The organism is Pseudomonas fungipugnans (assembly GCF_029955235.1).
Lineage (GTDB): Bacteria > Pseudomonadota > Gammaproteobacteria > Pseudomonadales > Pseudomonadaceae > Aquipseudomonas > Aquipseudomonas fungipugnans.
In genome coordinates this window covers 388,627-402,746 of sequence record NZ_JARBWL010000001.1, presented here as the reverse complement: position 1 = coordinate 402,746, position 14,120 = coordinate 388,627, and the positions used below count along the sequence as shown (strand labels likewise).

Here is a 14,120-nt window from a genome sequence, read left to right as displayed (position 1 = left end):
ATATACTCGACACATCCATAGTGTTTACGCATACAGGTAAACTTTTCAGGCAGATGGAGGCCGATATGAAACGCGGAAAGTCAATTGAATCGGTGCGCTGGGATCTGGCGTTGAGGTATAGGTTGATCGAGACAGTCGCGTGGTGGGAGGGACGTTTGACGACCAATCATCTGATTCAGAGTTTTGGCATCAGTCGACAGCAAGCGTCGAAGGACATCAACACCTACATCGATGAGCATGCGCCAAAAAATCTGGAGTATGACAAACACCTGAAAGGGTACGTACCTAGCAAACACTTCAAGCCACTATTCATTGAAAACAGCGCCACGGCATATCTTCATCTGCTTAGTCAAAACCATGAGCGAGCTCCGCATATCGAGGGGCTGGCTCTTGCCTACGCTCACATTGATGTGCTCGATGTTCCGGATCGTTCCATACGTCCCGAGGTGCTCCGACCGCTACTGAAGGCTTGTCGAGAAGGTCAACGGCTTGAGTGCGAATACGCGTCTTTCCGGTCACCAGAAGGCGAGACCCGCCTCATAGCGCCCCACACGCTGATTCATACCGGCATGCGTTGGCATGTTCGAGCCTACTGCGAAAAGAATGCGGACTATCGCGATTTTGTGTTGAGTCGTTTCAGAGGCGTACCGGAACTGATGGATGACTATACAGAGCACTCCCGCACGCTCGATCCAGGGTGGACAACGCCGGCGACGGTCATCATCGAGCCAGATTCACGACTAAAGCCAGGACAGCGCGCGATCATTGAAGCGGACTACGGAATGGAAGACGGAAAACTCATAATTCAGACTCGCGGAGCCATGGTTCAGTACGTTCTTCATCGCTATCAGATCGACGCAACCAAGGTGCATGCAAAACCCATGGCGCAACAAATTGTCGTTGCGAATCTGGATGAACTGGGGCCTTGGTTGTACCAGTGAGTCGATGTCGGTGGGTATCGAACCAAGGTTTAGCATGTGTAAATAATTCACCCACGTTCAACTAGCCAAAACTGGAAAAAGCGAATACTGGATAGCCAACGTCTGTCTCTACCGGAGCCTTTGACACACGTTTCCCTCCTCGGTAAAGGGTGGCGGCACCGTTAACCCGCCGCCTTCTTCCCTTCATCACACCGATAGATCGGTGCAATTTGAACTGATCCAAGCTAGGTCACCGTTGTCATGAGCATTGAAGCAAAGCTACGTAAGCGAACGGCGAACCCACCTTGCCTGATTACGCCGGCTGCCACTTATGCGGCAGCAACTCGTCAAGAGCTACAAACATTTGCTGCGAGTTAGGCCAGTCGATGCTTGATCGTTCGTGGCCTAGCGGTAGAGATGACTCAGTCCAGGTGGCTGAAGTGAATCGGCTGCCGATTCCAAATCGAGTAAAGGTTTCGCCCATCCCAGTATTTCACCCTACCCTGATCATCCACTGACCGTTTTGCCCGAAAGACCGTATCGGCATTTTTAGCGGCCAAGATCTGGTTATCCAGCATGGGGACTTCATGCCCTTCGAGCCCATGGGAATCCTGGCTGATAATCTGCCTTGGTAGACTCATGAGCAGAGCTGCGTGCTTGGTTTCTTTGAGGACGAGCGCAAAGCTGTTGCCGATGGTGCGATAGCCAGTGTGAGCGTGAACGACTAGCGCGTGACTGCCACCTTCAATACGATGAAGAACCGATAGTAGATGCGCATCCGACACTAATACGGACTTGTCTTGGACAATACCCGCCTGCGCTTGCTGACACCACTGAGCGACGTCTGCAGAGGTCTTCAGCTCCAATACTCTAGACGATCGATGTGCGAAGTTCTCCGCACCCGGTAGATAACGCGAGGTGGTCACAAATATGCCCCGGTCGGCGCCGTCGTTTGCCACGGCCCCTCGCAAAGCTTGCACGGCCTCAAGGCCTATGGGGCGATTGGGCGCATATCGCTTGGCTTGGACATAGGCCAAGGTATCCCCTAACGGACTCCGCTGAAGTAGTTTGACATCAATCCCACCATCTCCTACTCCTGGCCCCAGCTCTGATTCATAGCCCAAGCTCTGGAAAAGGCGGTAGAGCAGTATTTCAAATTCGCGATGATGTAGGCTGTATAGCCGCTCCGGGCGCGCCTGAAAATACTGATAGAGTTCAGCGTATACGTCGCCGAAATCTTCGATGATCAGGCTGCAGACCCACTTCCAATGAAAGAATTGGTCGTAGGCTTTCTGCAGTTCTTCGGTAGTAGCGTAAAAGTAGTAGGAGCAGCCGTCATAGTTGTCATACCAGAAGCCATGCGAGTCAGCGATTGCATCAAACTCCGCCCGCAGCTTTGGATCTAGATCTTCATCAAGCAGGCGGGCAAGCTCCCCACTGCTGTAGAGGATGAAAGTCACCGCCTCTTCGCCAGGCTCGCCTTGTACGCGCTTCGCATAGGACGTGAAACCGCTATCGCCCCAAAGGTCGTTGCTGACAGCCCAGACTTGCAAATCCTTCTGGGCAGCTACAATTTTCCGCTCCAGGTCTCTATCCGTATATGTGCTCAATTGATCTCCCTCTTGGTCAGATTAGACGCTCCCTCGCATGGCCTAAAAATGATTACTGAGCATACAGGGTGATCGAGCAGTCAGCTTCAAGTCGGCATCCCCAAGAATCTACCTCGAGAGCCTGGAAAAGCCCACCGCGTTGGCTAAGATCAATGATGCCTAAATAATAGCTCGCGGCTGCTTAGCTTCATTTGGCAGGGAAGCGTAACCGGATGAGGATGCTTGATGATTAGTCGTGGGTCGGAATGGCACCGTTGGGAGCCGCACATCCATGCACCTGGCACCGTGCTAAACAACCAATTTGGATCGGAGGATCCATGGGAGGCATACCTCACTACGCTTGAAAGTTTGACCCCAACAATCGAAGTTATTGCCGTCACTGACTACTACATCACTGACGCCTATGAAAAGCTTCTGGAACATAAGGCTGAAGGTAGGCTTAGCAACGTTCAGCTGCTCTTTCCCAATATCGAATTGCGTCTTGATGTCGCCGCAAAATCCGGATTTGTGAATATCCACCTCCTGGTCAGCAACGAGGACGAAAATCATCTCGTCGAGATCAAGCGAATTCTGAAAAGACTACAGTTCTCCGCCCACAACGATCGATATGACTGCACCCGAGAGGAGCTCATCAGGCTGGGCAAAAAAACGGATGCGAAGATCAACGATGACGGTGCAGCGCTACGGATGGGAGCAACACAATTTAAGGTGAGCTTCACCCAGTTGCGCCAGGTCATCCAGGAAAGCGAATGGGCAAGGAAAAACATTCTAATTGCAGTGGCCGGCGGCGCTGGTGATGGTACGTCCGGTGTACGACTCGCGGCAGACACAACCGTGAGGCAAGAGATTGAAAAGTTCGCGCACATAATTTTCTCCAGCAATCCAGCGCAGCGCGAGTTCTGGCTAGGCTTACGTGCAGTAACTCCCGAAGATCTTCGAGCGCGTTTTGACGGCTGCAAACCTTGCCTTCATGGCAGCGACTCGCACTCCCAAGAGTCGGTCGGCCAACCTGTCGACAAACGATATTCCTGGATCAAGGGTGGCCTTGAATTCGATGCACTACGCCAGGCATGTATCGACCCTGACGGACGAGCTTACGTTGGTGATAAGCCACCTAATTCGGCGATGCCCTCACAGGTGATATCTCACCTAAGCATCGGAAATGCCAGCTGGGCGGCAACCCCCTCTATCCCGCTCAACCCAGGATTAGTTGCCATCATTGGTGCCCGAGGCTCGGGCAAAACCGCGCTCGCAGACATCATTTCAGCAGGCTGTGATGCAGTCTCCCACTTTGGTTCGGGTACGGGCGGAACAATAAGCCCATCGTTTCTTGCTCGCGCTAGCGGCTTACTTGAAGACGCCACCGCAACCTTAACCTGGGGCGGCGGCACGTCTGTTACACGTCATCTGGATGGGCGCGATGCCAATGGGCACCTCTCCTTCCCTCGCGCCCGGTATTTATCCCAACAGTTCGTTGAGGAGCTCTGTTCTGCCCATGGCGTTTCCGACGGGTTGATCGATGAGATAGAGCGCGTGATCTTTGAATCTCACTCGCAGGATGATCAAGATGGAGCTGTCGATTTTCCTGAATTCCGGGAACAACAAACCGCTAGATTCCAGCAGGCCCGTGCTCGAGAGGCTTCAGCGATTTCTGATATCTCCGAGCGAATTGCCACAGAGTTCGAGAAAGAACAGCTCGTAAATACACTTACGACCCAAGTCGAACAGAAGAAAAAACTCATAGGAGGCTACAACGCAGATCTTGCCAAGCTGGTGGTCAAGGGAACCGAGGCTCAGGTTACGAGACATACCCAGCTCAGCCAGGCCGCTCAGAGTCTGAGGAGTAAGATTCAATCGTTCAGTGCCCAACGTCGCACGTTCGTTTCCCTTCAAGATGAAGTGCAGAGCATGAGAGCCACCCAGGCTCCAGAGATGCTACGCCAATCCCAGGCGCGCCACTCCAATAGCGGACTGGGTACTCAACAATGGGCGGACTTTCTTCTCGTTTACAATGGCAATGTTGATGACAGCCTGGTGGGGTATCTGAAATGGGCAGACCAAGAGATTTTGAAGCTGACCGGCACCCCCATCGTGCCTGGGGATCCCAACGTTGAGCTGATAAAGCAAGATGTTCCACTCGACACACTTCCGTTGGGGCTGATTACAGCTGAAATGGATCGTCTGGAAGCGCTCTTCAGCGCGGACAAATTGATCCGCGACCAGTACTCCGCATTAACTAGACGCATTTCCCAAGAGACCGCTGCTCTTCAGACCCTTGAGACTAAATTAACCGATGCGCAGGGTGCGTCAGCACGGCGCAAGGATCTTCAGATGGGGCGTGAAGATACTTACCGCAGAGTCTTCGAGGCGATCATCCACGAGCAACAAGCCCTAGCAAATTTGTACGCTCCCCTGATGGCTCGGCTAGGCGCGTCTTCTGGAACGCTCAAAAAACTCAGCTTCTCAGTTAGGCGGATCGCTGACGTCGACGCTTGGGGAGCGATCGCTGAAGAAAGTCTACTGGATCGGCGAAAGTCCGGCCCTTTCTATGGGCGTGGAGCTTTGACAGATGCGGCAAGGAGGTCATTGAAGTCTGCCTGGGAGGTTGGCACTGCAGCAAATGTCCAAACTGCAATGTCCGGATTTCTGAGCCAGTATCAACAAGATCTGCTGGCGCACGCCCCTTATGCAGCGAGTCAGCAGACTGAGTACCGAGCTTGGTCAAAGCAGATGGCTCAATGGCTTTTCGGCACTGATCACCTCACTGTTCGCTATGAAATTTTGTATGACGGCGTAGACATCCAGAAGCTATCGCCTGGTACACGAGGGATCGTTCTGCTTTTGCTTTATCTCGCGCTGGATGATTCGGATGACCGTCCACTGATCATTGACCAACCCGAGGAAAACCTCGATCCAAAATCCGTCTTTGACGAACTTGTCTCGCTTTTCATTGCCGCCAAGTCAAAACGTCAAGTGATCATGGTCACGCATAACGCCAACCTTGTGATCAACACCGACGCAGATCAAATCATCATCGCAACGGTAGGCCCGCATCAGCCCGGCGGGCTTCCACCTATCAGTTACCAATCTGGAGGGCTAGAAAACGCTGCGATAAGAAAGGCGGTTTGCGACATTCTTGAAGGCGGTGATGAGGCATTTAGGGAGCGGGCGCGCCGGCTTCGAGTACGCCTCGAAAGGTAATCCGCTCTCAGACCGCCGTAACGTTTCATGGCGAAATGAGTACCTGCGAGATCGAGTTGCGGCACTAGCAACACAGGACACTTTTCCTAGTGCCGCTTGCAGAAGTGGGAGCCTTATACCTCGCAGAGTATGGACATTGCGGCCATCAGATGGGGTGGATCGAAACGACTTCGCAATATCTGAATTTTTTATTCTTGGCCGCTTTTTTTGCTTCTTGCTCAGCCACGAGGGTGCTCAATGTATTGGCGTCATATGTGAAGGTCTCTCCTTCCCCCTCGAACTTCTGGGTCACATACAGCGTCACCCTCAGTTTAGGAGACGTTGGCCTGCTGGACGCTCTCTTAGGGGCGGGCGGGCTAACCACAGGTGGCGGCACAATAGCCGTAGCAGGATCTGATGCACCGAACAAGGCGCGACGCATCTCTTCTTCCGTAAGCGTATTACTCATGTAGGCTTCTCATGAAACTATCCAGACGTGATGCGGGCTAAGTGGACATACGCCCTTCCTTCGCTGCGAACATCTGCAAGAGGGCCCGTAGAATATAGGCATATGCCAATGGATTATACCTCGCCCGAAATCCAGAAATAGTTACCGCTGCTGAGAAGCGGCGTGTCAGCGAGGCATATCGCAGAGCCTCAGATTTACCTTTCAAGCTACATCCAATGATTCAGTAACCTCTCAAACCAAGGACGCAAGCACGCCATGGACAGTACTGCCGAAGCATTTTTCTCAACCAGTGATAACCCGGAGGAAATCTTTCCAGAAAAGGCTCTTGGGATTCTTCCTTTTTCGGCGACACCCATTTTGGCTTGGGAGCCAGGTGGTGACCTGTTCACCTTTCTGTTCAACCTGCTGGAGGGTACGGGTTACGAAGATAACGCGGGTTTGAATTTCGTGGACGCCATTGAGCTGGGTAAAACATACGCCGAGCAGTTTCAAACACACGCAAACCATTCAAGTCCCGCCCCAGGCTCTCTGACTCAGGAGCTGACCATCCCGGACTTTGAAGCCGACCCACTGTTTGGACGCGTCGTAAAAGCGCTCGTGGCATGGAATGAGACTGTCGGAAACATTCTGTCTGAAGCAGGCTATTTCTCCCTGGCCCATATGCTCGAGACACGATCCGACCTTCACTGCTCCATGGAGCTGGCCAGCGGCTTCTTCTACCGCCAGTCCCTTCAGGTCTTACGTGGGTTTATCGAGAGCGTGATTTTACCGATTCATCTGTGCAAGCACCCGAGTGAATTCAGCCAGTGGAAGGCCAACAGCTATCGAACGCCTTCCATTGCAGGGAAAAACGGTATTGCGAGACTCTTGCAAAGGGATGGGGTCATCACCGAAAAATTGGCCGAAAAAATATCGGACACCTATTCGCTTCTCAATGGCTACATCCATGGAAGCGAAGAGGCGCTCAACAACACAGGGCTCAATCGGGGCGCTTGGGAAGGGCACGTTTTTCAGCCCGCGCGCTACCAGGCTTGGGCTGAGGTGCTGATTTCGCTAATCGAAGTCTCCCTACCGTTGCTAAAGATCAACTTGGTTCAGTGGGCGACGGTGAAGGCCGGCCGGAATTTGTTTTGCTCAATCTGCCACGGATCATCGCTGGGAGTCGTACAGCGCAAGGGCGATCTTGGTCTCACGCTATACCGATGCGTGCAGTGCACAAACACCTTTTGGAAAGATGATGAGGGTAGCGGGGCCGTCTCGACGAGTGTGGTTTTTGAGGATGATTGAATCACTCCGCTTGGAACCAGCGGCGTGACCATCATGTCACTCCAGGAGTGAAGTCACCTTCAAGTAGCCAGGATTCGAACCTTTACGGCCGTAGGTTCACATCCGTTGATCGGGCCTGGATATGGGCAGCACGATAGAGTCCAGAGAACTGACATCTCAGCCGTCATCTCGAGGTAGTCACCGGGCTCGGAAAGCGGCTCCAATGGGACGGGGCAACGGCGATTGAAAGATATTTAATGCCACCATACGAGGAGCATCCAGCTGAGGGAAACCGATCTCGGCGAAGCCCTGGCACATCGCTTCCGTGCAACCTGGTTGATCTACGCCGGTAGGCGAGATGCTCGGGAGACCCCTGAGTTGTGAACTTTTTCAAGGAGCACAGCGTGGATATACCCTAATGGTAGGAAAACAGAATTGTGGCTGCTACACCGGTCGCTGCTCGCGCACGACGTTGACCGAAATATCCTCATTCAACGTGAAAAAAAGAGGGTCTGACGACCTGAGACTGAGTAAAGGCGCAAGCCATCCCCGTTAACTAAAGCGTTCTTGAAGGCGCTGCCACGCTTTCGCGACATAGGGCCAATCTGTCTCAATAGAGTCTTGGGATGCTTCTCTATCAAAGTGGTCTATGAGGAGTTGCAATTGGTAGTGAGATTCTTCGGATCGCGTCTTGATTAGATCGAGGATTGAGGTTCTCAGCTCGGCCACAGATGGTCTGCTTTCTGGCTCGATGGATAGCGTCAACTCAATCAACCGTTTTACATCCGGTTTCAACTCAACTTGAGCCTCAAGCGGACATTTGCGATCAATCCATTTGCGCCAATCTCCCGGACGCGTCCACTTTTTGGAAACCCCTATTGCGGGTGACGGCCAAACCTCCGCAGTGCGTACGCCGACGGGATGAAATCCTCCAGACAATAATTCATGCAGGATGATCCCAAGTGCAAACACATCAGTTTTCTGAGACAGCGGAGATCGACTCCATTGCTCCGGCGCCATGTAGGGTCTGGAGCCGTCAAAAACTCCTGAGGTGACGGAAGCATTTGCAAGGCCGAAATCAGCAATGAGGGCCACCAGGTAGATATCGAGATCAGGCAGGCCGCTGGCAACACGCCTAAAATCTCTTATGAAAATGTTCGCCGGCTTCAAGTCCTGATGAGCTACAAGCCCCCGCTCATAGCAATGCAGTAGTCCTGAGCAGCAGTACGCGATAAGAGAGAGCTTCGTCACCTCGCCCTGTGATGACATGCAACTTCGGAGGTCGCCGTCCCAGTATCGGAACAACGCAACCGGGACGCCTAGAACCTCCTTCAGATCGAAGCACCAGTGCACGAACATATGATGGTAAAAGCGTAGCTGCAGGCCAAGCTCAACGAGAAACCGCTTGTTCACCTCTTCAGGTGTGACGTCCTTAGGTCTGCGAGGCACCTTTGCGCAAACATAGCGCGGATGGACTTGATGCCCCTGATCAAACACGAAAATATCTCCGCACATGCCGTTCAGCCGATCGACGACCACACCACGGTTGCCAAGCGCGACCTGCAGCATGAGTGCCTGATTTTCATCATCGAAGTCATAGAAGCACACGTTTTGCATAATTTTCGCTTTCCATGCTTGGTCTAAATTTGAACGATCGCGCAACTAACCTTGAGTCCGCGTGCGATGATGAATTTGCCCTTGCTTTGGACTGCTCAAGAGGAGTAACCGCCTGCAGGCGTACCCATTGCCGCCCAGAATGGCCCCGAGATGTACTTAAGCATGAACCACCACGCATAGACTATGGATTCTGAGTAGAACTGGCCGTCATGCATCAATCCATGCGCGAAGGTATTTCTGAGGTTTGGCCCATATGGGCTGCAGAAGACTGCTTTGATCTCAAAGGCTACGTTCTCCCCTAGCAACTCAGTAACACCCTCGACATCCATCAACGTGCTCAGCCCGTTTTCGGTGACGATGCCATCAGTATTGGATGTTGATGTGTTGAGGCCGGCTTCCTTCATGCGGTGGCGGATAATCGCCTCAAGCTGCGGAATAAGAAAATGGGCAGCCATGCCGAAGTCACCTGCAAAACCCCAATACAGCCCTTTGCCGATCATTTGAGTTCGATTCGGAGGAACAAGAGACGACGCCTTGGCCAGTTCGACCATATCGATCTCCTTGACGCAATGCTCCTGGGAGATGATCGCGAGCGCCGGGACAATGCCGCCCTGTACTGTTAGCTTTATAGTGTGCTGATGCTCGCTGACCATCTTGGCTTGGATGGTGTGCTCATCGGCTTCTGATAACTCCGCACCGAAGGATAGTGGAGGACGCCTTGCGATGACCCTCCCGGTTTCGTCAAAAAAAACTGCGCCTGTCAGTGCGCTGACTATCCCTGTCCGCAATGACTGGAGAGCAGCCACTCGCGCGTCGTTCGGCGAGCAAAACGGGTACAACATAGTTAGGTTGTACACCGCATCGCCTAAAGACTTGCCTTGGACAAGAGCTCTGGTATGTGCGACCAAGTCAGTTATGTCAGTGCGGGTAACGACAGTAGCCATTTGCTCGACAGCCCGAGCGCCGGCTTCGGCAATTCTTTGGCGGAGGGCGGGTAATACCGTCTCAACATCTAGCTCAGCGCGAAGCCCCCCCGGAACAGAGCGGTAAATCTGAAGAGCGTTTTCCAAGGCGTTCTGCGCGACAATCGGATGCGTCTGCTCACCTCTCAGCTCAGCCTCTGATACCCACGTCTCTGCGACAGCTACTGTCATTTTCGCCTCCATAAGAGCGCGATCAGACAAGGCGAACCCCCTAGACGCGGCCTCATAGCATGTACGAGCTCTGAATATGTCCTTCCTCTCATCAAAGGAGCGCCCGAGCTCAGCTAGCATTTCGGGAAGCGCAGAAGTGTCGGGATGGTCGAGCCTGAAGTCCATGACCGTCTCAGCGAGGCCGACGGAGAACATAAGCTGCTGTTCAACAGCTAGCTTGATGGCGTCCATGACCGTCTCAGTCAGTGACGTGAGGCGATCCCCTCCCCCGGCCCCTATCTGCCTAGCGAGAGTGAGCGCTCGGTGAAGACATTCCCTACCTTCCTGGTACCAGTAATCATCGTTCAGAGGCGTCGTCGTGTAACTGTCGATAGCAGCTCGGGCGTGCCGAATATGCCTGAGACCAGGCGTAATCCATAGTAGGTCTGAAACCCTAGCCTTTAAGAGCCCCTCAGGGAGGAGATCGACCACGTCACGAAAAAACTCAAGCTCTTCGTCCAACATGCTCGCCGGCGCCATCGAATGCCGGTCACCCATGATCAAGTAAGGTCTGAATGGCTCGTTTCTGTTGGCGTTGTCCAACATCATCGAGCAGAGATCCGCCATTAGCGACCATATCCTCGCCTCTTCAAATGCTTCCGTCTCAGACGCAGTTCTCGCCAGACTGGTTAGCGCTTCAGATAGAGCTGAATAGGTCGGCTCGATCTCGAATAGAGCGTGTTCTAACTCAGCTTGGCGGAACGCATCGACACGCAAAGGAGTAGCTGCAGGATAGCGAGGGAAATGCTCTGACACTACGTATTCACCTGTATAAAAGGAAGCTCATTTGTACGACCACCCATCACTAAAAGCAAAGTCTGTGGAGACTATGTCTGCCGCACACCTACACAATGCCTTTGAAGCCTCAACGGGTTATGCCTTCCCCCTCTTGCCCCCCGCTTCTTTGGAGGTCTGCACCCTCGTCATCAGTGTGTCCAGTGGACGCTTCGAAGCGAGCCTCGAACCGGTGAGCTCATCCTCTCCTTCGCCTTCGAACAGGGTTAGGGCGTAACCGTCCGGGCAACACACCTTCCTGATGCCATCGCTTAGGGCGATGGTGTCCACCTAAATTTAAGTGGACACCATTTTTAACCTATTTAAGCGGACGCCCATGCCCCAAGTGGACTTGCCCCTTCAAAACCGGACACCAACTCCCCGTTAAATTGATGCCACTGCCAAGCGCCTGAACTCCCTCGGTGAACGGTAGTTCAAGGCGCTGTGCGGATGCTGCTCGTTGTAATGTTCGAAGGCAATTACCAAGTTACGCAGCGCCGTTTCTCGATCCGGCTTGGGCATGTGCGCCACGTAATCACGCTTGATCGTCTTCACGAAGCTCTCTGCCATGCCATTACTCTGTGGGCTACGCACCGGTGTGGTCACCGGCTGCAAGCCGATCTGTCGAGCAAACAGGCGCGTCTGTTCGGCGGTGTAGGCCGAACCGTTATCGCTGAGCCACTGCACCGGCGTTGCAGGCAGCTGATCACCGAAGCGCTTCTCCACGCTTTCCAGCATCAAGTCGCGGATGTCATCGCCGCTGTACCCGGTTGGGCTGGCGACCCAGCCGATGGCTTCGCGATCACAGCAGTCCAGGGCGAAGGTCACGCTCAGTTTAGCGCCGTCCTCGCAACGGAATTCAAAGCCGTCCGAGCACCAACGCGTATCGCTGGTTTGCACCGCAATACGGCCTTCGTGCCGACGCGGCACGCCGGGTTGTTTGATCCGGCGTTCAAGCAGCAGGTTGTGATCACGCATCACCCGGTAAACCCGCTTCACGTTGATCGCGGGTAGCAACTGGGTTTCACGGACGCGACGCAGCAATCCCCAGACTCGACGGTAGCCATAGCTGGGCAGTTCGCTGACCTGTTGCTGGATTTCGGCCACCAACTCAGCGTCGTTCACAGGCCTGCTTCGCCGTGTCTTGGGCGATACCGATTGCTTGATTCGAACCGTTAATTGCGAGCGCGCCACACCGAGACATTCGCTGACCAGCTTCACTGGTCGTCCCCCGGCAACAAGGGTGAGTGCGCAATCCATTTTCGCGACCGGGCGATCTCCACGGCTTCTTTGAGGATTTCCGCTTCCATCGTTTTTTTGCCCAGCATCCGTTGCAGCTCACGGATCTGCTTGAGCGCATCGCTCAGCTCGGAGGCCGGCACCACGGCTTCGCCCGCGCTGACCGCCGACAGGCTGCCGTCCTGATACAGCTTGCGCCACAGGAATAACTGGTTGGCATTGATGCCGTTGCGCCGAGCGACGACCGACACACTTTGCCCTGGCTCAAGGCTCTCGCGAACCATGGCCAGCTTTTGCTCTGGGCTCCAGCGGCGCCGCCGCTCCTGGCCCAAAAACTCCCCATTCTTATCGTTGCTGTTAGTCATAAACATAACCGTTTGCCTATCCCTTATCGTAAGGGGGAAACGGTGTCCTGTCTTTCATGGGGCTCGTTCAATTTGTACTCGTGTGGGACTTCCGCAGGCACGAGCTGCGGCGGTAGAGCGGACGTTGATGATAGGTCAAACGTGCACTTTGTTCGTGCAGTCAACACCACACAAATGGCAAGTGGGTGATCGTGTTCTTGCGTTGGAGTTAGCTCCTTTTTTACACGGCGCCCGACTTTATCGAATACATGTCAGTCATGCTGGTGATCAATCGCCAACCCGCATACAGCAGATGGTTATGACGGGGATTCCCGCTCCTAGCAATTCAGAAATAGAAACGGAGTCTGAAAACACGAACGAGTTGGACTTCACTTCAGGGCTCGACCGCATTGGTCCATCGCACCGTCCTATGGACGCAGCTGAGGTTCGCCGGCGTGCGGTGGTAAAAGTGCGAGAGGATCTTCCGGCGCTGGCCGTTGAGCACCCACTTACCTTGATGGCACTGCATGCGGATATCGAGCGGGTCTCGCTGCAGCAAATGATCGACTCATACCGCGACATGCTTGCTCAAGAACTAAGCGAGAACATATGGCAGAAATTCTTCGATCAGAATATTTTTATACTGACGATGTTGTTTTGTGGGCCCGTTCACTTGGTAAGCAGTCAGTTTCATGCTCAGCCCAGTGGAATCAGAGGGACAGGTGCCCAAATAGGTGACTATCTTTTTCGAGGCGCCGGTCAGGTTCTGTCAATTGTCGAGATCAAAAGGCCATCTACGCCTCTGGTACAGAAAAGAGAGTACCGCCGTGGCGGCGGAGTTCATGCCCCAGACTCAGAGTTAAGCGGGGCAGTCAGTCAGGTGTTGTATCAACGCCACTCGCTACAGACGGCGTGGGGGATTCATCGTGATGATGAGGCTCTTGCAGACTCTCGGCCGGACAATACCCGTTGTGTGGTAATCGCCGGAACCCTCCCCGTCGAGTCAAAGCTACTACGTTCGTTTGAGACTTTTAGATGTTCCTACAAGGATGTTGAAATAATCACCTTTGATGAACTTCTGCGAAAGTTGGAGCTTTTTCTGACGCACCTGGCCGAATAGTATTCTTCGGGATATAACGACGCATCGTAATTTAGGGACAACCATGAGCCGGAAGCTTTCATCATATTTGAAACGCGGGCGATTAGGTGAGGTTATCGCACTCATCCAGGTGCTCGCGTATCACCGCAACACTAGTCGAAGTGAAGAGGGACTTAGAAAATAGCTCTGCTACGCTCCAGTCTCAGCAACATCTTGGATTGAGGTAGCGAAGAATCATCCGGAACTCTTTAGGGTACGTTTAAAAGAGTCCGGCGTCGATCGAGTGTCTCTGGTATCACGTTATGTTCTTGTGTATTCACCAGAAAACAACAAACGGATCAGGGAACCGCTTCACCCATCTGTGGTTAACAAACTGATCGAAATTGCGGTCGAACTGCACGACAAGGAG

Annotated in this window: 9 protein-coding genes; 4 read left to right on the top strand and 5 right to left on the bottom strand. The window is 53.4% G+C overall.

Going from position 1 to position 14,120, the window contains the following annotated elements:
* Positions 1–65: 65 nt before the first annotated feature.
* A complete protein-coding gene (locus POF45_RS01890; protein ID WP_282314897.1) occupies positions 66–941 on the top strand; it encodes a helix-turn-helix transcriptional regulator in 876 nt (291 codons plus the stop codon).
* 401 nt (positions 942–1,342) lie between these two features.
* Here POF45_RS01890 and POF45_RS01885 read toward each other — a convergent pair whose 3' ends face one another.
* Positions 1,343–2,530, bottom strand: coding sequence for a restriction endonuclease (locus POF45_RS01885; protein ID WP_282314896.1), 1,188 nt, complete (start codon positions 2,528–2,530; stop codon positions 1,343–1,345).
* Between the two features lie 225 nt (positions 2,531–2,755).
* Here POF45_RS01885 and POF45_RS01880 point away from each other — a divergent pair, with 225 nt between their 5' ends.
* Entirely contained in the window at positions 2,756–5,731 is a 2,976-nt protein-coding gene (locus tag POF45_RS01880) for a TrlF family AAA-like ATPase (RefSeq protein WP_282314895.1), read from the top strand.
* A 145-nt stretch (positions 5,732–5,876) separates the two neighbouring features.
* On the opposite strand, the gene POF45_RS01875 is transcribed toward POF45_RS01880, so the two are convergent.
* A complete protein-coding gene (locus POF45_RS01875) occupies positions 5,877–6,179 on the bottom strand; it encodes a hypothetical protein (protein ID WP_282314894.1) in 303 nt (100 codons plus the stop codon).
* 255 nt (positions 6,180–6,434) lie between these two features.
* Here POF45_RS01875 and POF45_RS01870 point away from each other — a divergent pair, with 255 nt between their 5' ends.
* Positions 6,435–7,466, top strand: coding sequence for a hypothetical protein (locus POF45_RS01870; RefSeq protein WP_282314893.1), 1,032 nt, complete (start codon positions 6,435–6,437; stop codon positions 7,464–7,466).
* Between the two features lie 531 nt (positions 7,467–7,997).
* Here POF45_RS01870 and POF45_RS01865 read toward each other — a convergent pair.
* The 3 genes from POF45_RS01865 to POF45_RS01855 form a co-directional block, all read right to left on the bottom strand.
* Entirely contained in the window at positions 7,998–9,062 is a 1,065-nt protein-coding gene (locus tag POF45_RS01865) for a serine/threonine protein kinase (protein WP_282314892.1), read from the bottom strand.
* Positions 9,063–9,157: 95 nt separating this feature from the next.
* The gene (locus tag POF45_RS01860; protein WP_431978582.1) at positions 9,158–11,011 is read right to left on the bottom strand and encodes a DUF7380 domain-containing protein; all 1,854 of its coding nucleotides are present in this window, start codon (positions 11,009–11,011) and stop codon (positions 9,158–9,160) included.
* 402 nt (positions 11,012–11,413) lie between these two features.
* Positions 11,414–12,633, bottom strand: a protein-coding gene (locus POF45_RS01855; RefSeq protein ID WP_431978581.1) for an IS3 family transposase whose coding sequence is annotated in 2 segments (ribosomal slippage) — positions 11,414–12,288 and positions 12,288–12,633 — 1,221 coding nt in all. Because the reading frame shifts where the segments join, the coding sequence is not laid out codon by codon here.
* Positions 12,634–12,931: 298 nt separating this feature from the next.
* Between POF45_RS01855 and POF45_RS01850 the strand changes: the two genes are divergently transcribed.
* Entirely contained in the window at positions 12,932–13,732 is an 801-nt protein-coding gene (locus POF45_RS01850; RefSeq protein WP_282314889.1) for a Shedu immune nuclease family protein, read from the top strand.
* Positions 13,733–14,120: the final 388 nt, after the last annotated feature.

What these genes read in the sequence shown, in the direction of transcription:
- POF45_RS01870 (WP_282314893.1), top strand. Translation starts at nt 6,435, where the DNA reads ATGGACAGTACTGCCGAAGCATTTTTCTCAACCAGTGATAACCCGGAG.
- POF45_RS01865 (WP_282314892.1), bottom strand. Translation starts at nt 9,062, where the DNA reads ATGCAAAACGTGTGCTTCTATGACTTCGATGATGAAAATCAGGCACTC.
- POF45_RS01890 (WP_282314897.1), top strand. Translation starts at nt 66, where the DNA reads ATGAAACGCGGAAAGTCAATTGAATCGGTGCGCTGGGATCTGGCGTTG.
- POF45_RS01875 (WP_282314894.1), bottom strand. Translation starts at nt 6,179, where the DNA reads ATGAGTAATACGCTTACGGAAGAAGAGATGCGTCGCGCCTTGTTCGGT.
- POF45_RS01850 (WP_282314889.1), top strand. Translation starts at nt 12,932, where the DNA reads ATGACGGGGATTCCCGCTCCTAGCAATTCAGAAATAGAAACGGAGTCT.
- POF45_RS01880 (WP_282314895.1), top strand. Translation starts at nt 2,756, where the DNA reads ATGATTAGTCGTGGGTCGGAATGGCACCGTTGGGAGCCGCACATCCAT.